Genomic DNA, 22,180 nt, shown 5'->3' with positions numbered 1-22,180 from the left:
ACGGGCAGGGCGCGACGCAGAAGGGGGACGGCCGATGGCCATCGAACGCAAGAACCTGCGCTCTCAGGTACGCGAGGAGCTCCTCGCCCGGATGCGGGCCGGTCTCGTCCAGCCCGGAGAGGGGATCAACGAGGTCCAGCTCGCCGGCGAACTCGGAGTCAGCCGCACCCCGCTGCGTGAAGCGCTGATCGCGCTCGAGTCCGAGGGGCAGATCGAGAGCGAGAACGGCAAGGGCTTCCGCTTCGTGCCGCTCAGCGCCTCCGAGTTCCGTGACCTCGCCCCCGTCATGGCCGCTCTCGAGAGCCTGGCGCTCGAACTCAGCCCGCCCGACGAGCTGCGGTCGATCGGCGCACGCCTCAAGGAGATGGCGGATGCCTTCGCCGACGAGCTCGTCGAGCACCAGCTCGTCATCACCAAGGACGACGAGTGGCACTCCGTGATGCTCTCGACATGCCCGAACTCCCGGCTGCTCGCCGTGATCGAGAGCGTGCGGAGCTCGTTCCACCGCTACGAGTCGCTGCTCGTCCCCGAAGACGTCAAGGTCGAGCGCGTCGCCGCCGAGCACGCCGAGATCGCCACCCGTCTCGCGGCCGGCGACATCCCGGGCGCGATCGTGGCGCTGAAGGCCAACTGGATGCACGGCATGCAGCGCATCATCGACAACGCCACGAGCAGCTACTTCTCCGCGTAGCCCGCCGACCTCGTGGTCGCGCTCGTCTCGGCGGCCCTGTTCGCCGTGCTGCACGCCGGCAACCTGCTCACCGGGCAGGCGCTGATCCCGACTCTCCTCCGCTCCCGTCGCGAAAAAGCCCGCTGTTCCCGCCGAATAGCGAGCCTCTTCGCGACCGGCGCACCGAGGCGGGGGTCACCCCTTGACGGCTCCGCCCAGGAGCCCGGCGACGAACTGCTTCTGGAACACCAGGAACAGGATCATCAGGGGCAGCGTCGCGAGCAGCGAGCCGAGCATGAGGCCGGAGTAGTCGACGCGGCTCATGCCGATCATCGTGTTCAGCGCGACGGGCACGGTGTAGTTCGCCTCGGTGTTGAGCATGAGCAGCGGCCAGATGAACGAGTTCCACTGGCTGATGAACGTGTAGATCACGAGCGCCGCGATCTGCGGCTTCGCCACCGGCAGCACGATCCGGTAGAAGGTCCGCAGCTCGCTCGCCCCGTCGATCCGCGCGGCCTCGATCAGGCTGGGCGGGAAGTCGAGGAACCCCTGCCGCATCAGGAAGATCCCGAACGCGTTCGCGAGGAACGGCAGGATGACGGCCTGATAGGTGTCGATCCACCCCATCCCGGCCATGATCTGGAACAGCGGCACGAGCAGCACCTGCATCGGGATCATCATGGTCACCAGCACGAGCCCGAGCAGGATGCCGCGGCCGCGGAACCGGTAGGTGGCGAGGCCGTAACCCGCCATGATGCTGACGACCGAGCTGAACACCGTGTAGATCACCGCGATCAGAAGGCTGTTGAGCATCACCCGGCTGAAGCCGATGCTCTCCTCGAGCCGGGCGAGGTTCACCCACAGGTCGCCGCCCGGCAGCACCGGCAGAGGCGTGCCGAACAGCTCCGAGGTCGGATGCGTGGAAGCGATCACCATCCACAGGAACGGGATGATCGACACCACCGAGGCGGCGATCAGCAGCAGATACAGCGGCAGTCTGAGCATCCGCGATCGGATGCCGCGCTCCCCGGCTCCGCTGCTGCGCGTCTCCCGGCCTTCCGTGACGATGGTGCGGGTGGCGAGATCGGTCATGGCTTCTCCCTCATGAGCCGGAACTGCATGATCGCGATGATCGCGGTGAGCAGCACGAGCATCCAGGCGATGGCGGATGCGTAGCCGAAGTCGAACTGCCGGAACCCGACCTTGTAGAGGTAGAGCACCGGTGTGAGCGTGGCGTCGCTGGGGCCGCCGCCGGTGAGGATGAAGTTCTCGTCGAACAGCTGCAGCGCGCCGATCGTCGAGGTGATCCCCGTGAAGATGAGCACCGGGCGCAGCTGCGGCAGCACGATGTGCCAGAAGGTCTGCCAGCGGCCGGCGCCGTCGACCTTCGCCGCCTCGTACAGCTCCGGCGGGATCGACTGCAGCCCGGCGAGGATGATGACCATGTTGTAGCCGGTCCAGCGCCACGTGACCGCGGCGATGACCGCGACCCGCGCCCACCACTCGTTGTTGAGCCAGTCGATCGGGGCGATGCCGACGACGCCGAGCATCTGGTTCACGGCGCCGCCGTCGGTCGCGAGCAGCACCCGGAACACCACCGCGTAGGCGACGAGGGTCGTCACCGCGGGGAGGAAGGTGAGCAGCCGGAACCCCGACCGGAACCGCAGCCAGGACTGGTTCAGCAGGTAGGCGAGGCCCACGGCGAGCCCGATCATCAGCGGCACCTGGACGATCAGGATGAGGCCGGCGTTGAACAGGCTCTTCGCGATCAGCGGGTCGGCGAACAGTCGCGCGTACTGCCCGAGGCCGACGAACTGCGTGACGCCGGCCTCGGTGCGGAACAGGCTCTGCCAGAGCGACGCGAGCAGCGGGTATGCGAAGAAGAACACGAGCAGGGCGGCGGCCGGCAGCACGAACCAGCGCCCGGCCCTGCCCGGGTCCAGCCGGCGCGGCCGCCGTCCTGCCCCGGGCATCCTGGGCGCCGACGCGCCAGATGTCGGACCGACCGTGCCGAAACGTCCTTCATCTGGCGTGTCGGCCCCCGGACCGACATCGGACACGGATGCCGGCACCGCACCGCGGCGGGGCATGCGCGAGCGGAGACGAGCCATGATCAGTCCGCGATCTCCCGGCCGGTCGACGTCGCGAGCTGCTTCGCGGCGTCCGCCAGCACGGTCGCCGGGTCCGCGCCGTTCAGCACCGCCGCGGAGACCGCGTTCGCCACGATGTCGGTCGCCTCGGCGCTGTCGGAGGTGAACACGATCGGCGGGATCTCGCCGGTGAGCTCGGCGAACGTCTCGTATACGGGGTCGCCGGCGAAGTAGTCCACCGGCTCTGCGAACTGCTCGTCCTCGAGCGCCGGCAGGTAGGAGGGGAACAGGCCCTCGTTCTTCATCATGGATGCCTGGCTGCCGGCATCCGCCAGCACGAAGTCCACGAAGGCGGCCGCGAGCTGCGGGTTCTTCGCCTGCGCGGGCACGGCGAGACCGGAGCCGCCGTTGTTCGAGGTGCGTGCGCCGCCCTCGTCGAACGCGGGCAGCGGCAGCACGCCGTACTTGCCTGCGTGCTCGGGGGCGTCGCCCTGCAGCGTGCCGATCCACCACACCGCCTCGGCAGTCACGGCGGAGTCGCCGTCCTTGGCGGAGGTGACCCTCCCGTCCCAGCCGGTCACGTTCTTGAGCAGGCCGGCCTCGTTCATCTCCTTGAGCATGGTGAGCACGCGTACAGCCTCTGGCGAATCGATCGTGATCTCGCCCTTCTCGTTGAAGAGGCCCTGCCCGAGCTGCTGCAGCCGCGCCTGGAAGCCGGCGCCGGCCGCGATGTCGGTCGACATCAGCGTGTGCCCGGTCGTCTCCTTGATGACCTTGCCGGCCGCGATGAGGTCATCCCAGGTCTGCACGGCCTCGATGTCGACGCCCGCCTCCTCGACGATGTCGGTGCGGTAGAACATCGCGACGGTGCCGGAGTCCCAGGGCGCGATGCGCAGCGTGCCCTCGGCATCCGACCCCGCCGACCACTTGAACGGGTCGAAGTCCGCCTCGTCGTCGCCGAGGATCGGGCTCAGGTCGAGCATCCCCTTCGGGAACTGCGTGATGTAGCCGGGCGCGGCATCCGTCTCGATCGTGACGACGTCGGGAAGGCCGGTGCCGGCCTGGAAGCCGACCGACATCTTGTCGTACGCGTTGTCGTAGCCGACGTCGACGACGTTGACGGTCGTGCCCTCGTGCTCCTTCTCGAAGTCGGCGGCGAGGCGCTCGAGGGCGACCGCGCCGACGTCCCACGACCAGACCGTGATCTCGCCGTCGAGCTTCGCGTCGGGGTCGAGGGCCGTCGATCCGGAGCCCCCGGTGGGGACTCCGCCGGTCGCGCAGCCCGCGAGTGCGAGGCCGGCCGCAGCGAGGGCCGCGAGGGCGATGGGCTTGGTGTTCATTCAGGACTCCTTCGTCTAGTGAATATTGAATACAAATCGTGTGTGCAGTTCCCCCCTTCGCTCCCGTCTCGAAAAAGCCCGGTTCGGAGGCCGTTTGGCGAGCTTTTTCGCGACGGGAGCGGCGGAGGGTCAGCCGCTGAGGCCCACGGCGAGGTCGATGAACAGCGCGGCGGACCAGCCGAAGGCGGTCGTGGCGCGGTCGGCCTTGCGGCCCGTGTGCGGGTTGAAGTACTCGTGCGGGCCGCCGCCGTGGATCACCAGCGCGACCGTCTGCTCACGCAGCTCTCGCGCGCGCTCCGGCCAGCCCGACGCCTCGAGCCCCTCGGCCACGAGCACGCTCGTGTTGACCCAGATCGGACCGCGCCACATGCGCTCGGGCGAGAAGTCGGGGTCGGATGCCGCGACGGTCGGCAGCCCGTACTCGAGGGCGAAGCGCGACGGGTCATCGACGGCGGCGCGCAGAGTGTCGGCGATCGGCGCGGGAAGCGTGCCGGTGAGCAGCGGCATCAGCCCGACGACGGTGTCGCTGAGCTGAGCCTCGCCCCCGCCGTAGGCGAGGAAGCGGCCGTGCTCGGGCGACCACATCCTCAACAGCAGCTCCTGCGTGACGGCGGCGCGCTCGCGGAAACGGGTCGGGTCGGCATCCGGCTCGTACCGTTCGAGGAGCGCGGCGATCTCGAGGTCCTGCCGCACGAGGTAGGCGCCGAGATCCGGAGCGGCGGTCGGCAGCGGACCGTCGAAGATCGGGCTGTCGTCGAGGCCGGAGGAGTACGGATGCCCGTACTCCGGCATCCCGTCATGATCGAGGTCGGAGCCGGCGAACCACCAGTCCTGTGAGGCGATGATCCGGGGCAGCTGCGCCCGCGCGAACTCCGGGTCGTCGGCCACCTCGAGCACCTTGCGCAGCGCCCAGGCCGCGAGCGGCGGCTTGGTCAGCGGCACCGGGGCGCTCGGGTCGGCGATCTGCGAGCCCGCGCGGCGGAGGTTCGCGCGGTCGCTCTCGGGGAGGTCGTCACTCGTCGCCAGCACGCCGAGCTCGTGCACCACGTCGGGCAGCTGCCCGTCGGGCTGCGGGAACCGGAACGCGATCGCCAGCTGCTCGCGCGCGAGTTCGGGGTCGCCATGGCGGAGGCCGACGGCGATGAAATACGCGTCCCACTGCCAGAGCCCGACGTAGCCGATCTTCGAAGGCACGATCGCGCGGGCGTCGCCCAGCGATGGCAGCTCGACGATGTTGGCGCCGAGCACCCACCAGCAGAACGCGGTCATCTCCTGCAGGTCGTCGCGGACGACAGGGCACTTCGCGAACCAGTCGTCCCAGATCGTCGCGGTCGCGGCGAGGGCCGCGCCGTGGTCGCCGGAGTCGACGGTCACGGTGCGATCGGCGGCGATGTGCAGGCGGATGCCGGCATCGAGCGGATGCTCCTCGATGCTGCCGTCCGGGCGCTCGAGGCGCACCCGCGTGCCGGGGGTTCCGCCGAGGCTCAGCGTCGACGGGTCGGCGAACGCGAGCGTGGCTTCGGCCGCTTCCCGGTCGTTGAGCGAGCGAAGCGAGACGAAACGCTCGTCTCCGACGCTCGACTGAAGGTCCGGAACGTCCTCACTCAACGACCGAGAAGGGAGGGCGAAGCGCACCCGCCCTGGGAGCGCATCCGCCACCGGGAGCATGTGCCCCTCGGCATCCGTCACCACGACCGAATCGAGCACCCGGCACTCCGAGAGCCGCTTCTCGTACTCGGAGGTGTGCACGAGCACCCCGTCTCCGGAGGAGGAGCGGAACACGAGCACGCGCGAGCGCGGCAGCGTGAACGGCGCCGAGACGAGGTCGAGGTGCCTTCCGGCAAGCAGAGCGAGAGTCATCGTCCTCCGAGCCCCGAGGCGGCCATGCTGTTCAGGATCTTCCGCTGCCCGATCACGAACACGATCAGCATCGGAATGGTCGAGATCGCCGACGCCGCCGTCACCAGACCGTAGTTGACGGAGCCGAACTGCCCCTGGAACGCGGTCAGCAGCAGCGGCACGGTGAAGAGGTCCGGCGTGTTCAGCAGCACGAGCGGGAACAGGAAGGCGTTCCACACGCTGAGCGACACGATGATGCTGAGCGCCGCGAGCCCCGGCTTGAGGTTCGGCAGGATGACGCTCCAGAAGATGCGCCACCGCCCGGCGCCGTCGATGATCGCGGCCTCCTCCAGCTCCCGTGGCAGCGACAGCACGAACTGGCGCATCAGGAACACGGCGAAGGGGTTGGCCAGGAGCCCCGGCACGATCAGGGCGAGGTGGGAGTCGACCCAGCCGAACTGCGACATCAGCAGATAGAACGGGATCAGCGTGACCTGCGCGGGGATCATCTGCGTCGCGAGGAACACGATGAAGATCACCCTGCTGCCCCGGAACGGGATGCGGGCGAAGGCGTAGCCGGCCATCGACGCCGTGATGAGCGTGCCGATCACGACGAGCACCGCGATGTAGGCGCTGTTCACGTACGCCTGCCCGAACGGCACCGAGGTCCACGCCTCGGTGTAGTTGTCGACGGTCCACGGGCTCGGGAGGATCGACAGCGGGTCCTTGAGCAGCTGGGGCAGCGTCTTGAACGACGTCAGCAGCATCCACACGAACGGGAAGACCATGCCGATCGCGCCCAGAACCAGCAGTACGTGCAGCACTGTGGAGTTGAGGCGCCGCTTGGCACGGTCGCGCACCGGCGTGCTGCGCTGACGGCGACCGGGCGCGACGAGGGCCACGGTCGACTCGGTGGGCGGCTGCTGGGTGCCGTCGGTGAGACGGACGACGGGAGCGGTCACGCGGCGTCCTCCTCGTAGTGCACGAACCTCTTCTGCGCGCCGAACTGGATCGCGGTGATGATCAGCGTGATCACGAGCAGCATGATCGATGCGGCGCTCGACGGCCCGAACTCGAACCGCCGGAACCCGAGATCGAAGATGTGGTAGACGATCGTGCGAGTGGCGTTGTCGGGTCCGGCGTCGGCGACGAGCACGTACACGGTGTCGAAGGTCTGCAGCGACGAGATGAACGCGACGACGCTGGAGAAGAAGATGATGGGCGACAGCAGCGGAAGGCGGATGCTCCAGAAGATCCGCCAGGCGCCGGCGCCGTCGATGCGGGCCGCCTCGATGACGCCGGGCGAGATGTTCTGCAGGCCGGCGAGGAAGATGACGACGTTGAGCCCGAGGGATGCCCAGATCGTCACGATGGACACGGCGATGAGCGCGAGCTTGGGATCGCCGAGCCAGTCCGGCGGGGCGATGCCGAGGACCTTCGCGATCGCGGCGGACATGATGCCGTCGGCGCGGAACATCTGCTGCCAGATCATCGCCACGGCGACGGTCGAGGTCATCACGGGGGCGAAGAACAGCACGAGGTACAGGGTGCGGGTCTTGAGCTTCTCCAGCGCCACCGCGATCACGACGGCGAGCCCGAGCCCGATCGGCACCGTGACGATCGCGATGAAGAGGGTGTTCGCGATGGAGCGCCAGAGCAGCTCGTCCTGGAACTGGTCGGCGAAGTTGTCGAAGCCGACCCATTCGAGCGCCGTGAGACCGTTCCAGGAGGCGAACGCGAGCACCATGCTCGCGAAGAACGGCAGGACCACGAACACGCCCATGCCGATGAGCTGGGGGCCGACGAACAGCCAGCCCCAGGCGCGATCGCGGCGCCGCCAGGCCGATTCCGTCCGCCGCGGCGGATCGGGGCGCGCACTCGTGAGGGCGGCCGCCTCGGCGACCGCCCCCTCGATGCCGGACGTCGTCATTCGCCCGTCTTCTCCGCGACCAGATCGGCGACCTCGTCGAGCGTGGCCTGGGCATCCTGCTTGCCCTCGTACAGCTTGAGGAAGATCGCGGCGATGTCGGTGGGGAGGTTCGGCACCTCCGCCTCGGCGGCGTAGTCGACGAAGCCGATGTCGCGCATGTCGAGCATGGTCTGCGCGTGCATCGGGTAGTCGTCCTCGAGCACGACCTCGTCGGCGCCCGCGATCGACGGAACGGCGTTGCCGTCGCCGGAGAGGCGCGAGAGCTGCCCCTCGGCGCTCAGGAACTCGGTCCAGAACGTGAACGCGGCATCCTTCACCTTCGTCCCGCTGTTGATCGCGAGGTATGACACGGCGACGCCGGTCGGCGCCTCGGCGCCGTCGGGCGTGGGCCAGCGCACGACGTCGACGTTGTCGGCGGTGCCTGCCTCCTTGACCGCGCTGATCGTGTAGCGGCCCTGGATGAAGAAGCCCGCCTTGCCGGTGACGAACACGCTGTCGGCGCCCGCGCCGTCGGGGAGGGTGTCGGCGACGATGAACTGGCCGTCCTGCACACGGTCACCCAGCTCCTGGATCAGCTCGACCGACTCCGCGTCCTCGTGTGCGACGAACGCGCCGGACTCGTCGTACGGCGCCGCAGCTCCCTGGGACGACAGCCAGCTCCAGTGCGTGGCCCAGTAGTTCCAGAACATCGTGCCGCCGATGCCGGCGGCAGCGAGCTTGTCGTTCATCTCCAGGAACTTCTCCGTCGTCCACTCGCCGTTCTCGGCCAGGGTCGCTGGGTCCTCGGTGATTCCCGCCGCCTCGAGCGTCGCCTTGTCGTACCAGAGTGCGTCGGGGTTGGAGTCGTTCGGGACGCCGTAGTACTCGCCGTCCTTCTCCGCCGCACCGAACAGTCCGGGGAAGAAGTCGTCTGTGGCGGTCTTGCTGTCGCCCGACTCCATGAGCTCCTTGACCGGCATCAGGCGGCCGGAGTCGATGAACTGGCCGATCTGGTCGTCGCCGATGTAGAAGACGTCGGGCGCCTTGTTGGCGGCCAGCTGCGCGAGCAGCTTGGGGTGGTAGTCGCCGTAGCCTGCGACCGGCTGCATCTTGACGGTGATCTCCGGGTGGCGCTCCATGAACTCCTTGTTGAACGCGTCGAAGCGCTTGAGCTCGTCGGCGGTGCCCCAGGTCGACCAGACGACCGTGGCACTGCCATCGTCCGCGACTCCTCCGCCTCCGCCGCCGCTGCACGCGGCGAGCCCCAGGACCAGGGCACCGGCGGCACCTGCTGCCAGATATCGCGTCGCCTTCACACGTGCCATCTCGCTACCTCTTTCATCATCGGAAGACTGCGTCGGGTACCCCTCGGGGCATAGTCGTATTCTGTATACAAAACGCAGAGGTGTCAAGGGGATGACGTCGTCGAGACCATCTCGTGACGTCGGGATCGCGCCTTTCGGCGTGACGCCCGGCCACCCCGGGGAGCAGAATGGGGCGCATGACCGACCCGCGCATCATCGGCCCAGGGCTGCTGCCGACGCCGTTCACCGCCGAGGAGATCCGCGACGCGACGGGCAAGGGCAAGACGATCAGGATCCGCATCGATCTCCCCGACGGGACCCACCAGTTCCGGATCAACCGCTTCAGGGAGACGGATGCCGAGGGCGCCACACTGGAGCGCTGGCCTGAGGCGTCACCGGAGGAGATGACAGCGAACCGCGTGACCTGGGCGGAGCTGCAGGGGCACGCCGCGTTCGATGCGGAGACGACGTCGGTGTCGACCGGCATCCTCTCCCTGGCGCTCGGCGACGTGAACTGCCTGCGCTACGACACCGAGGGCGGCACGTTCTGGTTCTCCCTCGCGCATCCGGGGATGCCGGTGCGGTACGAATCCGCCGGAACGCGGACGACCGTGGTGAGCGTCGATCACGCCTGATCCCGGCATCCGGGTCTGCGCGCTGCCGGGCCTCCGGCATCCGGGTCTGCGCGCTGCCAGGCCTCCGGCATCCGGGTCTGCGCGCTGCCAGGCCTCCGGCATCCGGGTCTGCGCGCTGCCGAGCCTCCGGCATCCGCGGACCCCGAATTGCCGCCCCCACGCGCCCCGGACGACCATCCGAGGTCCCCGATCACGCGAGGGGCCGGGCCTCCGGCATCCGGGTCTGCGCGCTGCCGAGCCTCCGGCATCCGCGTACCCCGAATGGCCGCCCCCACGCGCCCCGGACGACCATCCGAGGTCCCCGATCACGCGAGGGGCCGCACGAACAGACCACGCGCGAGCGGCCGCACGAACAGACAACGGGGCGGACCCGGCGCACCGGACCCGCCCCACCCGCGAAAAGAATCAGTGGCCGGCTGCGCCTGCCACCACGAACTCGCCCGGCACGACGTCGAGGGTCTGCGATGCGACGACCTCGCCGGTGTGCAGGTCGACCGCGAGCACCTTCTTCGCCGCGGGCTCGGTGACGTACGCGATGTCGCCGACGACGCGCAGGCCCGGGTGCGGATGCTGCCACTCCTCCGGGCTCTCCCACGGCTCGATGACGCTCCAGGAGTCCTGCACGGCGCCCTTCTCGTCGAGCGTGTAGAGCGAGCCGTCGGCGCTGAGCACCACGATGCCGTCGTGGGAGTCGCGGCCCACGCCGCGCCAGGTGTACTCGACGCCCTCGGGCAGGTCGACCACGTCGAGGGTCTGCGCGGCGGTGTCGATCAGGGTGAGCGCGGAGAGCAGGTAGCCCTCGGCATCCGGATCGGTCTTGTAGTCGCCGACCGCGATCGCGCTCGTCTCCGTCACGTACGCGTTGCCGACGCGTCCGAACTCGTCAGGCGCGTCGAGCTTCGTGAACGCGCCGTCGGCGAAGACCAGGACGCCGTCTTCGCAGCCGAACACCACGACCTCGTCCTTCAGCGCACCCTCGCCGTGCACGGCGGGGCACTGCTCGCTGCGCGCGAGCTCGCTGCCGTCTGCGGCGAGGTGGCGCACGCCGGAGCGCGATTCGGACGTGCCGATGGTCGACAGCATCGTGCCGTCGGAGAGCTCGATCGCGACGCCGTGGTGCGCGGCCTCGGACTTCACGGTGTCGAACTCGGGCAGGGAGCCGGTGCCGACGGCATCCGTCTCGAACACGCGCACGTCGCCGGTGGCGTCGTCGAACAGAGCGGTGCGGCCGGCGTGCGGGGTGACGTGGCCGGGGGCGTCGGCATCGAACACCTCGCCAGTGAACTCGACGGTTCCGGACGCGAGTCCGGTGTCGAGCAGGTGGAAGCCGCCGTCTGTGGTGACGAACACATGTCCAGCGGCGTCGCCGGCGTCGCTCACGCGGAGGTACCCGGCGAGCTCGGCGTCACCCACGGGCTCGAGGGTCTCCCCGTCGAGGACCAGGATGCCGCCGTCATGGGCGACGGCGACGCGGGTGCCGCTCTCGGTCGCCGCGGGCTTCTCCGGATCCGGAGTGGATGCCGGTGCGGTGCTGCCCGCGCATCCGGCGAGGGTCACCGCCGCGATGGCGGCGAGGGCGCCGAACGCGAGGCGGGGTCTGTGCAGACGTGGACTGGTGGGGCGGAACATGACGTTCTCTCTTTCTCTCTCGGTTCTTCTCTGAGCGCGGTTCTCAGCCGACCTGGACGATCGACCAGGGCTGCAGGCCGGTGAAGGAGCGGATGACGCGGGCGTCGTCGAGGTCGATCTCGTGCACGGCGCCGGCGGCGGCATCCGACACGTAGGCGTGCCCGGCGTCGACGAGCAGCTCCATGCGGTCGCGGAGCAGCGGATCGGAGACGGATGCCGCGAGCAGCGGCTCCGTGCGGGCGATGACGCTGCCGTCGGTTGCGAGGATGCGCACGGCGCCGTCCGCATCGACCCCGACCGTGCGAGCGTCGTCGTCGCCGACTGCGGCGGCGCGGATGAGCGGGACGTCCGAGGGCAGCGCGGTCCAGCTGCGGGCGCGCACGTCGAGGAGCCACGCGCTGCCGTCGCTCGTGACACCGGCGAGATCCGGACGGTCGGCGCGACCGGACAGTGCGATCGCCGGAGCATCCGCGCCGGACGGATGAGGGATCGTCTCCGCGGCGAGCGCGCCGCCGACTTCGCGGGTGATCAGGACTGCCCCGCCGGCGCAGGAGAGCACCAGGCCGACGCGGGTGATGTCGGCGCCGGCCGGCTCGGCGCAGAGCGTGACCGGCGCACCGGGCAGCTCGATGCCGGCCGGCGTCAACTCGACGATCTCCCCCGCGAACGGCAGCGAGGGCCCGGCGGCGGATCGCGTTGCGGCATCCGTTCCGCCTTCGGCGAGGGCCTCGTGATCGAGGACCACGCGCTCGCGGCCGCCGGCGAAGGCCACGGCGGTGCCGTCGGAGCCGATGCCGACGGTCACGGCGCCGTCGCCCTCGATCGAGCCGAGTGTCCGCGGCTCTCCGCGGAAGTAGTGCGAGTGGTCGCCGTGCGGCATGGTCCAGCGGCCGGAGTCGGTGACCGTCACCGTGCTGCCCTCTTCGGCCTCGCGGGTGACGAACAGGAAGCGCCCGTCGGTGTCGACGCCGGTGACCGCCCCGCCTTCCTCGGCACTGCTCGCGGCGATCACGGTGCGCTCCTCGGTCTCGAGGTCGAGGAGAGTCAGCTCCCCGCCCTCATCGGCGATCACCAGGGCGCGTGCGGGCTCGGCCACCTCGGCCGCGCCACCCCCGTCGACGATGTCCCCGGCCGGCGCGGCGGCGCCCGGCGCCGACGCGTCGGCGGGTGCGCAGCCGGTGGTTCCCGCCACGATGAGCGCGGTCGCGACGAGCAGGGCGGCGGAGGTGCGGGAGGTCGGAGTCACGGGATCCCACTGTATTGAGAACGATTCTCAATATCAACTTGGCGACGCCGACCACTCCGGCGAGACGCACCCCGAACGTCACACGCCCGGCGTAGGGTCGCACCATGAGCAGCCGCACAGAATCCCCCGGAATCGTCCCTTCCTACCTGCTCGCGCGCCTGGCCGAATCCGGCCGCTTCCCCGGCGCCGCAGCTGCCGCGCGTCAGACGCTGACTTCCGGGCGCCCGCCGTTCCGCGCCCGCCTCGACCTGTCCATCGACGAGAACGGCGACCTCGTCGCTTCACTGTCGGATGCCCCGAACCGCACCATCAGCGACGCGGGCAACACGCAGAAGCTCCCCGGCGCCGTCGTCCGGACCGAAGACGACGACCCGGTGGCCGATGTCTCGGTGAACGAGGCGTTCGACGGCCTCGGCGCGACGTTCGAGATGCTCCTCGCCTCGTTCGCCCGCAACTCCCTCGACGACGCCGGCGCCCCGCTGCACGCCAGCGTGCACTACGGCGTCGACTACGACAACGCCTTCTGGGACGGCGAGCGCATGGTGTTCGGCGACGGCGACGGCGAGGTGTTCCGCGGCTTCACCGGCTCGATCACCGTGATCGGCCACGAACTCGCGCACGGGGTGGTGCAGCACACCGCGAACCTCGAGTACCAGGGGCAGCCGGGTGCGCTGAACGAGTCGATCGCCGACGTCTTCGGTGCGCTCACCGAGCAGCATCTTCTGGGCCAGTCTGCGGCGGAGGCGAACTGGCTCATCGGCGCCGAAATCTTCACGGATGCGGTGCAGGGCAAGGCGCTGCGCTCGATGATCGAGCCGGGCACCGCGTACGACGACGACGAGCTCGGAAAGGATCCACAGCCCGCGCACATGAGCGGGTTCGTCCGCACGACCGAGGACAACGGCGGGGTGCACATCAACTCCGGCATCCCGAACCGTGCATTCGCGCTGTTCGCGACCGACCTCGGCGGCAACGCCTGGGAGACCGCGGGCAGCGTCTGGTACCGCACGCTGACCGGCGCGCTCACCAGCACCGCCACCTTCACGGAGTTCGCCGACGCGACCGTGGCCGCGGCCGCCGGCGTGGGCGACGATGTGGCGGATGCCGCTCGACGCGCGTGGACGACCGTGGGAGTCTATTCAGATGAGCGAGTCCCGGACGCCGGCTGAGGAGAACGAGCCGGCCGACCGCCCCGCACGCAACGGCGCGCGGGTCGTGATCGCGGTCGTGCGCACCGGCGGCATCGCCGGCATCCGGCGGCGATGGAAGGTCGAGCCGGAACCGGCCGAGGCCGGGGACTGGATCGCCCTGATCGAGCGGTGCCCGTGGGACGAATCACCCGAGGGCAGCGGGGCCGACCGCTTCGTATGGAGCATCCGCGTCCGCACCCCGTCGGAGCGACGTGAGCAGGAACTGCCGGACGACGCGCTCGACGGCCCATGGCGCGAGCTCGTCGACGCCGTCCGCGCCGCGTCGGCGGACCGGCGCACCTGACGCCGGTTCCGCGACTCGGGCGCACAATGGATGCATGGGACTTTTCCAGCACCGCCCGGAGGATGAAGAGAAGCAGTGGGCAGGGCTCCCCTCCGAGCCGCGAGAGCACGGCACGGCAGATCTGCTGGATGCCGCGCCCGCCATCGATCCGCTGAGCCTGGGTTTCGGCACAGCCGGGGATGTGAGCTCGATCGTGTTCCCGGTGGCGCCGCCCGCCCCGGAGGCCGAGACGATCGAGAGCAGCGAGCCGAAGGGCTGAGCGCGGCTGTCGCCGCGGTTCTCGTGCGGGCCGGGCGACGGACTGTGTGCGCACGGCCGTGTCGCCGCGCGCGGCTACGGTTGAGGGATGACGATCACCGCCGCCGCAGACGGCTCCGCCCTGGGCAATCCCGGCCCGAACGGCTGGGCCTGGTACATCGACGACGCGAACTGGGCGGCCGGCGGCTCGCCGCACGGCACGAACAACCAGGGCGAGCTGCGGGCGGTGCTCGAGCTGCTGCTGGCCACGGCCGGCACCGACGAGAAGCTGCTCATCGAGTGCGACAGCCGCTACGTGATCGACTCGGTGACCAAGTGGATGCCGGGGTGGAAGCGCAAGGGCTGGCGCAAGTCCGACGGCGGGCCTGTGCTCAACCGCGACCTGCTCGAGGGCATCGATGAGGCGATCCGCGGACGCGATGTCGAGTTCTCCTGGGTCAAGGGGCATGCGGGCCACCCTCTGAACGAGGCCGCCGACGAGCGCGCGAACGCCGCCGCGAGGGCCTACCAGCAGAAGCAGGAGCCGAGGCGGGGCCCCGGATTCACCAGGGCGACGGATGCCGGAGCAGCGGTCGCGGGTGCTGCGGCCGTCGCCGCGGGTGCGGACCGCTCCTCGGCATCCGAGCCCGCCGATGCGCCAGACGACTCCTGGATCGATGACGCCGAGGCGCGCGCCGAAGCTGACCGCGACGCCGCCCGGGCCTCCGGCTACGCCGCCGCCGCGGCATCCGCTCCCTCCCCTGCCGCAGCGGCGTCGCTCATCGAGCCGCTGTGGGCCGAGGCTTCCGACCTGCTCGACGGACTCGATGCGCCGGAGTCGGATCCGATCGAACTGCGGCTGACGCTCACCGCCGAGGAGCACGCCCGCCTGACCGACCGCGCCGAGGCGCAGGGCGTCTCCCTCGAAGAGGCGCTGCGCCGCCTGATCTGACCGGCCCGGGACAGCCCGCCCGCATTCCACCCCCAGAACTGGGTCTGTGCAGCGCTGAACTACAGGTCTAGTGTGTGCGACATGAGCGCCAGATCAACCCGATTCGGCCGCGCCCTTCGCTACGCGACTGACCACGCCCCTCGCACGATCCCGTCCGGGATCGACGCGGCATCCGCCGTACCATCGCCCGCACGACGGGCCCTCCGCCTTCTCGCCGTGATCGCCGTCGCCGCCGGCGTCGCAGTGGGTGCGGCGGCCCCTGCGTCCGCCGCACCCGGCGGCAACGGAGGAGGCGGCGGAGGCAAGCCGAGCTCCGTGACATATGCAGCCCTCGGCGACTCCTACGCGGCCGGCCAGGGTGCCGGCAGCTACCTCAGCACGACCTGCTACGTGAGCTCGAAGGGGTACCCCGCGCTCATCGATGCCGACCGGAAGATCGATCTGGTCGCGCGCCCCGCGTGCTCCGGCAGCTCCACGGTCGAGGTGGCGTCCTTGCAGATCCCGCAGGTGCCTGCGAACACGACGCGCGTCACGCTGACGGCCGGCGGCAACGACGTCGGATTCGGCACGGTGATGCAGAGCTGCTTCATCATCGTGAGCTCGTCGGCGTGCACGCAGGCGATCGCGGCGGGCGACGCGATGGTGCAGGACGGCACGGTGGCCACCCGGATCGCCGCGACCGTGAACGCGATCAGGGCCAAGGCGCCGACCGCGAAGATCATCGTGACCGGCTATCCGCGGCTGTTCGAGCCGACGGTCACGAGGGCCTACGCCCAGCAGGTGAACACCAGCACGACCGCCCTCAACGTGGCGATCCGGGCGGGCGCGCAGTCGGCCGGAGCGGTGTTCGTGGATGTCGAGGCGACCTTCGCCGGGCACGGGATCGGCAGTGCGAGCCCGTGGATCAACGACTGGAGCTGGTTCAACACGGCGGCCGGATTCCATCCGAATGCCAGCGGGTACGTGGCGTACACCGGGCAGATCAAGACGGTCTGGTGAGCGGATGCCGGGCCGCCGGGCGTCCATGGCCAGGCATCCGGCGCCACAACTCCGGAGATCCCGTCCGCCGACGCGTCAGAATCAGCTGATTCGCGACTGATCCGGCCACTTCTCCGGAGTTATGGCGCGGCGGCCGGGCATGACTCCTCAGATTCACCGTCCCTGCACGCGAGACCGGCCGATTCCCGAGGGAGCCGGCCGGTCTCTGAGGAGTTGTGAACCTCAGACCTTGAGCAGCGTGCTCTCCAGGCGGGCGTACGACGCCTCCATGCCCTCGGCCATGCCGGTGGCGAGGATCATGTCGCGGGTCTCCTTGTCGGGGTACTCGATGAGCAGCGTGACGAGCGTCGCGCCGTCCTCCTCGTACAGGTTGAGGTCGTTGAGCGTCTCGGGGCCGTCGGTGCCGATCATCCGCTCGGTGGTGACGGCGCGACGCGGTGCGTCGACGAGCAGCACCTCGCCTTCGAAGCCGAACGCCTCGCCCTCGGTGTCGCCGACCGGCGCCCATGACGTGCGGTGCGTGTCGCCGGGAGTGGTCGCGATGACGCACTCGGTCATCTCCCACCCGTCCGGGCCGAGCATCCACTGCCGCATCAGCTCCTCCTCGTTGTAGGCGCGCCAGACGAGGTCTCGCGGCCCGTCGACGAGGCGCGTGATGCGCACGTGGGTGTCGTCGAGCAGCTCGACCTCGGTGCCCTTGCCCTGTGCGAACTCGCGGAGGTCCTGCAGCACGATGTCGAGCTGGGCCATCGCCATCTTGAGGCCCTCGACCATGCCCATGCCGACGAGCTGCTCGAGCGCCTCGACCGAGGGGAAGTAGCTCTTCGTGACCATGCGGCTGCCGTCGGCGGTCGGCTCGAAGTCGAACGTCATGCGTGTCGCCGGGAAGTTCTCAAGCGGCTCGCCGTCTTCGTCGGCGAAGGCGTCGATGACCTCGAAGCGGCTCGGCGCCTCGATCGCGAGGAACTCCCACGAACCCGAGGAGCTCTCCCCGCGCGGCCCGTTCATGGTGTAGTTCGCGCGGCCTCCGACGGAGTGGTCCCAGCTGGTGAAGGTGGCGGGCCATCCGGGAGGGCCCCAGAAGCGCTCGAGCTGGCGCGGGTCGCTGTAGGCGGACCAGACCCGCTCGACGGGCGCCGCGAAGTCCGCGACGACGGTCATGGTGAGGTTCTCGGTATCGGTGATCACGTCGGTGACGGGCATGTCAGTCTCCCTGCTCATTCGGTTCGGTGTCGTGCTGCGTGGATGCCGGCTCGGCCAGCAGATCGTCGAGCCTGGCGATGCGCGACCGCCACAGCTCTTCGTAACGGGCGAGGAGCGCCCTGGCGCGGGCGATCATCTCGGGGTTCGCGCGGACGAGCCGCTCGCGTCCCTCGGCGCGCTTGATGATGAGGTTCGCGGCTTCGAGCACCGCCACGTGCTTCTGCACCGCTGCGAACGACATCTCGTATTCGGAGGCGAGGGTCGAGACGGACTGCTCACGCTCGATCGTCCGGCGCAGGATGTCGCGCCGGGTCGACGTCGCCAGTGCGTGGAACACACGGTCGACCTCCGCTTCGCTCAGTTCAATTTGTGCAACCATTTGGTTGTACGTTATGCCGAAGCGGATGCCGTGTCAAGAGTTGATTGCAAGGTGAGTTGGGCCGCAGTGCGAGATCTACGATGGCGCCGGGGGAAAGGAAGGGATCCGAGTCGGCCGAGCTTCTCGGTGTCCTGTCTCATCGGCACGCGACACGGCAGTTCTCACCGGCGAACCGAGAGTCGAGGGCGAAGATGTCGCTGACGCAGCCGACAATGCTTCCGGATTGCGGTGAAAGCGACGCCCCGTGACGATCTGAGCTGTCAACCTCACGACGTGAGGCTTGAAGCGCGGGCTCCATGTGGAGACACGGCGAACGCCCGAACGCTCGATCTCAACTTCGTCTCTGAGATGGGTCACAGGGCCTCGAACGACAACACTCCATCGTTCCTCTGTTGCGCCGCCGTCTATTTCGAAGGCACCGAGAACGTCGTTCCTGCCTTCGATGCTGGTGAGCTTCAGGTCCGAAGCCGTGCGGATGTAGATCGATCCCTCGTGGGCCACATAGTTGACGGGAAAGATCTGCGGTGATGCATCTCTGCCGGGGATCACCAGCCTGCCCACGTCCTGCCCTTCAAGCAATTGCCAGCACTCTGCCGTGCTCAGGTGCCCAGGGTGTGCACTGGGTGCGATCGCCATGTCTCGTCCTTTCGTCGTATCAGTGCAGCAGACCGCGGGAGAACGGGGAAGGGCCAAAGGTCCCGCAGAGATGGCGCCAGCCGCGCACCGGTCGTATCGTGGCTGGGACAAGAGAAAGCCGGGTGGCATGGAGGAACAGCAGCTGTCGTTCCCGGATGGCCCGCGCCTCGATCTCGACGAGGCGATCGCGAGTCTCCTCGCCCATGCAGAACGTGTCCGGACGACGCAGGAACGTCTGAGAGCCTTGCTGTCTGCCACACAGGCGGTGGTGGAGGAGAGCGAGCTCTCGGTGGTGCTGCGTCGGATCGTCGATGCGGCCGTAGCGCTGGTCGACGCCGAGTACGGCGCCCTGGGCGTGATATCACCTGAAGGCGACTCACTCGACGAGTTCATCTACGTGGGGCTGGATGAGTCGGCTGCCGCAGCCATCGGGAATCTTCCGACCGGGCACGGCCTTCTCGGAGCATTGATCGTCGAGCCCCACCCAATCCGCCTCTCACACATGCGCAGTGACCGACGCGCATCGGGGTTCCCCGCTCATCACCCTCCGATGGACTCCTTTCTCGGCGTCCCCGTTCGAGTTCGCGGCGAGGTGTTCGGGAACCTCTATCTCACGAATCGAAGAGAAGGTCAGTTCACATCGGAGGACGAGCAACTCATCGAGGCGCTGGCAACCACAGCCGGATTCGCGATCGAGAACGCTCGACTTCTTGATCAGGCACGGACTCGAGAAAGATGGATGAAGACTGCCGCCGAGCTCTCGTCATCAGTTCTCTCATCGCCGACCGAGACTTCCCTCGACCTCATCTCCGGCCGGATATTCGATCTTCCTGACATCGATCAGGTGACAATCGTCCTCACCGACGATGAGGGGAAGAACGTGAGAGTTGCCGCCGCACGCGGGCCAGGCGAGGCCACACTGCGCGGGAGCGTCCTCGAAACCGACGCTGTCTGCGCGGGCTCGGTACTGAGCGACGGCAAGCCGCGCTCGCTCCCCCGCGGCGAGCCCACCGACGACCCGCTGCGACTGACCCGAGACGGCGCCGAAGGACCGGTGCTCGTCGCACCGCTGAGGACCCGTGCACGGTTGTGGGGAGCGGTGTGCATCGCACGCAGCCCATCGGGTCGTCGATTCACGGCGACGGAGACGGAAAGCGCTGCGGACCTCGCCTCCCGTGCCAGCATCGCCTTGGAGCTCGCGCACGCTCGTGAGGAGGGTCAGCGATCGATGCTCGCTGATGACCGTCGACGCATAGCCCGGGATCTTCACGATCATGTGATCCAGCAGCTCTTCGGAACCGGGTTGACCCTGCAGGCTGTCGCCAGCGGCCTTCCCTCGGGTCCCGCAACAGAGCGGTTGAACGAATCCGTCGCGCAGCTCGACGACGCGATCACGCAGATCCGGAACGTCATCTTCGCGTTGTCCCACAGCGACAGCAGCTCGATCCGACACCACATCATCGACGCCGTCGCCGAGCTGACCGGGTCACTTACCCGACCGCCCGTCTTCCGCTTCATCGGTCCCGTGGATCACGCGATCACCGGACCACTGGCCGCCGACGTCCTCGGCGCGGCGCGTGAGCTCCTCAGCAACGCGGTTCGCCATTCCCAAGCCGACCGCATCTCCGTCGAAGTGGGAGTCGTCGACGGTCTCGCCGTCGTCAGCGTCGAGGATAACGGTGTCGGCATCCCGGCGACCGGACGCCGGAGCGGCCTCGACAACGTAGCCCACCGCGCGAACGCGCGTGGCGGTGAGTTCTCTCTCGACACCAGCGAGACAGGGACTGTGGCCAAGTGGTCGGTACCCCTCGCGGATGAGTAGATGAAAGGGAGCAGGATGATCAGAGTGTTCCTGGTCGACGACCATGAGATCGTCCGACGCGGACTCGCCGACCTCCTCGGCTCCTTCGACGACATCGAGGTCATCGGAGAGGCGGGCTCCGTGCAGCAAGCCACCGGACGCATACAGGCCACTCAGCCGGATGTGGCCGTGCTCGACGTTCGCCTTCCGGACGGCAGCGGCATCGACCTGTGCAGAGACATCCGCTCACGCATGTCTGGCGTGGCGTGTCTGATTCTGACCGCATACGATGACGACGCTGCTGTCAACGCGGCGGTCCTCGCAGGAGCCGCGGGCTATGTGCTCAAGGACATCGGCGGTCAACGACTGGTGGAGGCAGTCAGGGTCGTTGCTGCCGGGCGATCTCTGATGAACCCGCGAGTTGTCCATCAGGCGACCGCCATGATCCGCCAGCGCGCTGACGAGGAGGATCCGCGTCTGGGGTCCTTGGGTCTGCGCGAGCGTCAGATACTCCGGCTGATCGCCGACGGCCTGACGAACCGCCAGATCGGCGAGCGTCTCGGCATCGCAGAGAAGACCGTCAAGAACTACGTGTCCTCGCTCTTGAGCAAGCTGGGCCTCGAGCGGCGAACTCAGGCGGCGATATTGCAGTTGGGGCACGAGCCGGAGTGAGCCGGATCCGCGATGGCGGGGCACAGGCGCCGTCACGCCGAGCCGATCCGGGGGCGTCGAGGCCGCGATGAGGATGGCACGATCGCCACTGGGCATTCAGCACGCCAGAGAACCTCCTGCGTGACCGATCCGAACAGACTGCCGGCGAGCGGACCGAGGCGTCGGGTGCCCATCACCAGCATCGAGGACCGATCGGCATAGCTCAGCAGCGCACCAGACGCGACATCGCGGACCAGCTCGGTGCAGACGGCAGCCCTCGGGTAGTGACCGAGGACCCACACGGAAGCTCGGTCGAGCACTCTGCTGTGGCCCTCCGCGACGCTCTCCGGCGTAGGCTGCACCGCGTGAGGTTCAGCGAATCGCGGGGTCGGCATCAGCCACGAGTGCACCAGTCGGGTCGGCACGTCGAGGATCTCGGCTTCGGCCGCCGCGAATGCGAGCGCAGCATCAGAGGAGCCGTCTGCGGCGATGCCGACGGTGACGGGATCCCCCGTCTCTGTCCAGTCTGACGGAACCAGAACGACCGGAACGTCTGCGCGTGCACTCAGGCGAACGGGCAGCGCTCCCGCGAGCTTCGCGCGGACCGGGCGACCGAGATTGATCCCTGTCACGAGAATATCGGCGTCGTCGACAACCCCGGCCAGGCCATCGGCGACATCGCCTTCGAGACGATGCAATCCCACGCGCGTTCCCCGCGCCTGGTCACGGAGCCGGGCTTCTGCAGCCTCCAAGTGTTCGAGCGACGAGGATCGATCCACTGCGTGCGTCGGCACAACGCTGACGATGTCGATGCGCGCGACCCTTCTGTTGACGCGTCGGATCACCCAGGAAAGCGCGGCGACCGCCGCGGGTCCGCCGTCGTAGCCGAGGACGATGCGTTCCATCGCGGTCTCCCTCCTCATTCACCCGGGTCGACCGTACGTCTCAGGGGCACCGCTTCTGCGGGCCGAAAGTCCCGTCCACCCGGCCAGTGCTCCTGCACGGGACCTTCGACCCGTCCAGGAGCGCTGCCTGCCGCTGCAATGGGGAGATCAATCACGGAAGCCCCTCCGGGGCCGGACACGCACGTACGTGAGTCCGTCGACCGAAGTGGCGATCGAGCAAGGAGCCTGAAGCCGATGAACAGCGAAATCAGAGCCGCCCAG

The 22,180-nt window shown here is 68.9% G+C and carries 22 protein-coding genes; 9 read left to right on the top strand and 13 right to left on the bottom strand.

Features of this window, described 5'->3' with window-relative positions; translation table 11 throughout:
- Positions 1-34: 34 nt before the first annotated feature.
- Positions 35-691 carry a GntR family transcriptional regulator gene (locus tag IPV10_RS08760; RefSeq protein ID WP_207482854.1) on the top strand — a complete coding sequence of 219 codons (657 nt, stop codon included), beginning with the start codon at positions 35-37 and terminating at the stop codon, positions 689-691.
- Positions 692-865: 174 nt separating this feature from the next.
- On the opposite strand, the gene IPV10_RS08755 is transcribed toward IPV10_RS08760, so the two are convergent.
- The 7 genes from IPV10_RS08755 to IPV10_RS08725 form a co-directional block, all read right to left on the bottom strand.
- Positions 866-1,762, bottom strand: coding sequence for a carbohydrate ABC transporter permease (locus tag IPV10_RS08755; protein ID WP_207482852.1), 897 nt, complete (start codon positions 1,760-1,762; stop codon positions 866-868).
- Entirely contained in the window at positions 1,759-2,643 is an 885-nt protein-coding gene (locus tag IPV10_RS08750; RefSeq protein WP_207482850.1) for a carbohydrate ABC transporter permease, read from the bottom strand. Before IPV10_RS08750 ends, IPV10_RS08755 begins: the two co-directional genes overlap by 4 nt.
- Positions 2,644-2,783: 140 nt before the next feature.
- Entirely contained in the window at positions 2,784-4,100 is a 1,317-nt protein-coding gene (locus IPV10_RS08745; protein ID WP_207482848.1) for an ABC transporter substrate-binding protein, read from the bottom strand.
- Between the two features lie 129 nt (positions 4,101-4,229).
- Positions 4,230-5,960 (bottom strand): amylo-alpha-1,6-glucosidase, encoded by a 1,731-nt coding sequence (locus IPV10_RS08740; protein WP_207482846.1) that lies wholly within the window; start codon positions 5,958-5,960, stop codon positions 4,230-4,232.
- Complete coding sequence (locus IPV10_RS17315; RefSeq protein ID WP_207482844.1) at positions 5,957-6,901, bottom strand: carbohydrate ABC transporter permease; 945 nt, start codon at positions 6,899-6,901, stop codon at positions 5,957-5,959. Before IPV10_RS17315 ends, IPV10_RS08740 begins: the two co-directional genes overlap by 4 nt.
- Positions 6,898-7,869, bottom strand: a complete 972-nt coding sequence (locus IPV10_RS08730; protein WP_207482842.1) for a carbohydrate ABC transporter permease — start codon at positions 7,867-7,869, stop codon at positions 6,898-6,900. The genes IPV10_RS17315 and IPV10_RS08730 overlap by 4 nt, the downstream gene beginning before the upstream one ends.
- The gene (locus IPV10_RS08725; RefSeq protein ID WP_207482840.1) at positions 7,866-9,173 is read right to left on the bottom strand and encodes a sugar ABC transporter substrate-binding protein; all 1,308 of its coding nucleotides are present in this window, start codon (positions 9,171-9,173) and stop codon (positions 7,866-7,868) included. The genes IPV10_RS08730 and IPV10_RS08725 overlap by 4 nt, the downstream gene beginning before the upstream one ends.
- Before the next feature lie 176 nt (positions 9,174-9,349).
- Here IPV10_RS08725 and IPV10_RS08720 point away from each other — a divergent pair, with 176 nt between their 5' ends.
- Positions 9,350-9,787, top strand: coding sequence for a hypothetical protein (locus tag IPV10_RS08720; protein WP_207482838.1), 438 nt, complete (start codon positions 9,350-9,352; stop codon positions 9,785-9,787).
- Between the two features lie 405 nt (positions 9,788-10,192).
- On the opposite strand, the gene IPV10_RS08715 is transcribed toward IPV10_RS08720, so the two are convergent.
- Both IPV10_RS08715 and IPV10_RS08710 read right to left on the bottom strand, forming a co-directional pair.
- Positions 10,193-11,416, bottom strand: a complete 1,224-nt coding sequence (locus tag IPV10_RS08715) for a hypothetical protein (RefSeq protein ID WP_207482836.1) — start codon at positions 11,414-11,416, stop codon at positions 10,193-10,195.
- 43 nt (positions 11,417-11,459) lie between these two features.
- Positions 11,460-12,662: a hypothetical protein gene (locus IPV10_RS08710; protein ID WP_207482834.1), complete on the bottom strand. Its 1,203-nt coding sequence runs from the start codon at positions 12,660-12,662 to the stop codon at positions 11,460-11,462.
- A 104-nt stretch (positions 12,663-12,766) separates the two neighbouring features.
- Here IPV10_RS08710 and IPV10_RS08705 point away from each other — a divergent pair, with 104 nt between their 5' ends.
- From IPV10_RS08705 to IPV10_RS08685, 5 genes are all read left to right on the top strand, one after another.
- On the top strand, positions 12,767-13,831 hold the full coding sequence (locus IPV10_RS08705) for a M4 family metallopeptidase (protein WP_207482832.1): 1,065 nt from the start codon (positions 12,767-12,769) through the stop codon (positions 13,829-13,831).
- Positions 13,806-14,156, top strand: coding sequence for a protealysin inhibitor emfourin (locus IPV10_RS08700; RefSeq protein ID WP_242684800.1), 351 nt, complete (start codon positions 13,806-13,808; stop codon positions 14,154-14,156). The genes IPV10_RS08705 and IPV10_RS08700 overlap by 26 nt, the downstream gene beginning before the upstream one ends.
- A 34-nt stretch (positions 14,157-14,190) precedes the next feature.
- The gene (locus IPV10_RS08695) at positions 14,191-14,415 is read left to right on the top strand and encodes a hypothetical protein (protein ID WP_207482830.1); all 225 of its coding nucleotides are present in this window, start codon (positions 14,191-14,193) and stop codon (positions 14,413-14,415) included.
- Positions 14,416-14,502: 87 nt separating this feature from the next.
- Positions 14,503-15,345, top strand: a complete 843-nt coding sequence (locus tag IPV10_RS08690; protein WP_207482828.1) for a ribonuclease H — start codon at positions 14,503-14,505, stop codon at positions 15,343-15,345.
- A gap of 81 nt (positions 15,346-15,426) precedes the next feature.
- A complete protein-coding gene (locus IPV10_RS08685; RefSeq protein ID WP_207482826.1) occupies positions 15,427-16,344 on the top strand; it encodes an SGNH/GDSL hydrolase family protein in 918 nt (305 codons plus the stop codon).
- A gap of 222 nt (positions 16,345-16,566) precedes the next feature.
- Here the strand turns inward: IPV10_RS08685 and IPV10_RS08680 are convergent, their stop codons facing one another.
- From IPV10_RS08680 to IPV10_RS08670, 3 genes are all read right to left on the bottom strand, one after another.
- Positions 16,567-17,547: an SRPBCC family protein gene (locus IPV10_RS08680; protein WP_207482824.1), complete on the bottom strand. Its 981-nt coding sequence runs from the start codon at positions 17,545-17,547 to the stop codon at positions 16,567-16,569.
- A gap of 1 nt (position 17,548) precedes the next feature.
- Positions 17,549-17,926 (bottom strand): helix-turn-helix transcriptional regulator, encoded by a 378-nt coding sequence (locus tag IPV10_RS08675; protein WP_207482822.1) that lies wholly within the window; start codon positions 17,924-17,926, stop codon positions 17,549-17,551.
- A 75-nt stretch (positions 17,927-18,001) separates the two neighbouring features.
- Complete coding sequence (locus IPV10_RS08670; RefSeq protein ID WP_207482820.1) at positions 18,002-18,562, bottom strand: pyridoxamine 5'-phosphate oxidase family protein; 561 nt, start codon at positions 18,560-18,562, stop codon at positions 18,002-18,004.
- Between the two features lie 127 nt (positions 18,563-18,689).
- Between IPV10_RS08670 and IPV10_RS08665 the strand changes: the two genes are divergently transcribed.
- On the top strand, positions 18,690-20,384 hold the full coding sequence (locus IPV10_RS08665) for a GAF domain-containing protein (RefSeq protein WP_207482818.1): 1,695 nt from the start codon (positions 18,690-18,692) through the stop codon (positions 20,382-20,384).
- 15 nt (positions 20,385-20,399) lie between these two features.
- Complete coding sequence (locus IPV10_RS08660; RefSeq protein ID WP_207482816.1) at positions 20,400-21,035, top strand: response regulator transcription factor; 636 nt, start codon at positions 20,400-20,402, stop codon at positions 21,033-21,035.
- A 32-nt stretch (positions 21,036-21,067) separates the two neighbouring features.
- Here IPV10_RS08660 and IPV10_RS08655 read toward each other — a convergent pair whose 3' ends face one another.
- Positions 21,068-21,919 carry a universal stress protein gene (locus IPV10_RS08655; RefSeq protein ID WP_207482814.1) on the bottom strand — a complete coding sequence of 284 codons (852 nt, stop codon included), beginning with the start codon at positions 21,917-21,919 and terminating at the stop codon, positions 21,068-21,070.
- Between the last annotated feature and the right edge of the window lie 261 nt (positions 21,920-22,180).

The organism is Microbacterium sp. SD291 (genome assembly GCF_017355365.1).
In the GTDB taxonomy this organism is placed as follows: domain Bacteria; phylum Actinomycetota; class Actinomycetes; order Actinomycetales; family Microbacteriaceae; genus Microbacterium.
The sequence above is the reverse complement of the archived record's forward strand: the minus strand, read 5'-3'. Positions and strand labels throughout refer to the sequence as shown.

What these genes read in the sequence shown, in the direction of transcription:
- IPV10_RS08725 (WP_207482840.1), bottom strand. Translation starts at nt 9,173, where the DNA reads ATGGCACGTGTGAAGGCGACGCGATATCTGGCAGCAGGTGCCGCCGGT.
- IPV10_RS08740 (WP_207482846.1), bottom strand. Translation starts at nt 5,960, where the DNA reads ATGACTCTCGCTCTGCTTGCCGGAAGGCACCTCGACCTCGTCTCGGCG.
- IPV10_RS08755 (WP_207482852.1), bottom strand. Translation starts at nt 1,762, where the DNA reads ATGACCGATCTCGCCACCCGCACCATCGTCACGGAAGGCCGGGAGACG.
- IPV10_RS08745 (WP_207482848.1), bottom strand. Translation starts at nt 4,100, where the DNA reads ATGAACACCAAGCCCATCGCCCTCGCGGCCCTCGCTGCGGCCGGCCTC.
- IPV10_RS08665 (WP_207482818.1), top strand. Translation starts at nt 18,690, where the DNA reads ATGGAGGAACAGCAGCTGTCGTTCCCGGATGGCCCGCGCCTCGATCTC.
- IPV10_RS08730 (WP_207482842.1), bottom strand. Translation starts at nt 7,869, where the DNA reads ATGACGACGTCCGGCATCGAGGGGGCGGTCGCCGAGGCGGCCGCCCTC.
- IPV10_RS08685 (WP_207482826.1), top strand. Translation starts at nt 15,427, where the DNA reads ATGAGCGCCAGATCAACCCGATTCGGCCGCGCCCTTCGCTACGCGACT.
- IPV10_RS08660 (WP_207482816.1), top strand. Translation starts at nt 20,400, where the DNA reads ATGATCAGAGTGTTCCTGGTCGACGACCATGAGATCGTCCGACGCGGA.
- IPV10_RS08680 (WP_207482824.1), bottom strand. Translation starts at nt 17,547, where the DNA reads ATGCCCGTCACCGACGTGATCACCGATACCGAGAACCTCACCATGACC.
- IPV10_RS08655 (WP_207482814.1), bottom strand. Translation starts at nt 21,919, where the DNA reads ATGGAACGCATCGTCCTCGGCTACGACGGCGGACCCGCGGCGGTCGCC.
- IPV10_RS08700 (WP_242684800.1), top strand. Translation starts at nt 13,806, where the DNA reads ATGAGCGAGTCCCGGACGCCGGCTGAGGAGAACGAGCCGGCCGACCGC.
- IPV10_RS08750 (WP_207482850.1), bottom strand. Translation starts at nt 2,643, where the DNA reads ATGCCCGGGGCAGGACGGCGGCCGCGCCGGCTGGACCCGGGCAGGGCC.
- IPV10_RS08705 (WP_207482832.1), top strand. Translation starts at nt 12,767, where the DNA reads ATGAGCAGCCGCACAGAATCCCCCGGAATCGTCCCTTCCTACCTGCTC.
- IPV10_RS08675 (WP_207482822.1), bottom strand. Translation starts at nt 17,926, where the DNA reads ATGGTTGCACAAATTGAACTGAGCGAAGCGGAGGTCGACCGTGTGTTC.
- IPV10_RS08670 (WP_207482820.1), bottom strand. Translation starts at nt 18,562, where the DNA reads ATGGCGATCGCACCCAGTGCACACCCTGGGCACCTGAGCACGGCAGAG.
- IPV10_RS08695 (WP_207482830.1), top strand. Translation starts at nt 14,191, where the DNA reads ATGGGACTTTTCCAGCACCGCCCGGAGGATGAAGAGAAGCAGTGGGCA.
- IPV10_RS08690 (WP_207482828.1), top strand. Translation starts at nt 14,503, where the DNA reads ATGACGATCACCGCCGCCGCAGACGGCTCCGCCCTGGGCAATCCCGGC.
- IPV10_RS08715 (WP_207482836.1), bottom strand. Translation starts at nt 11,416, where the DNA reads ATGTTCCGCCCCACCAGTCCACGTCTGCACAGACCCCGCCTCGCGTTC.
- IPV10_RS08760 (WP_207482854.1), top strand. Translation starts at nt 35, where the DNA reads ATGGCCATCGAACGCAAGAACCTGCGCTCTCAGGTACGCGAGGAGCTC.
- IPV10_RS08720 (WP_207482838.1), top strand. Translation starts at nt 9,350, where the DNA reads ATGACCGACCCGCGCATCATCGGCCCAGGGCTGCTGCCGACGCCGTTC.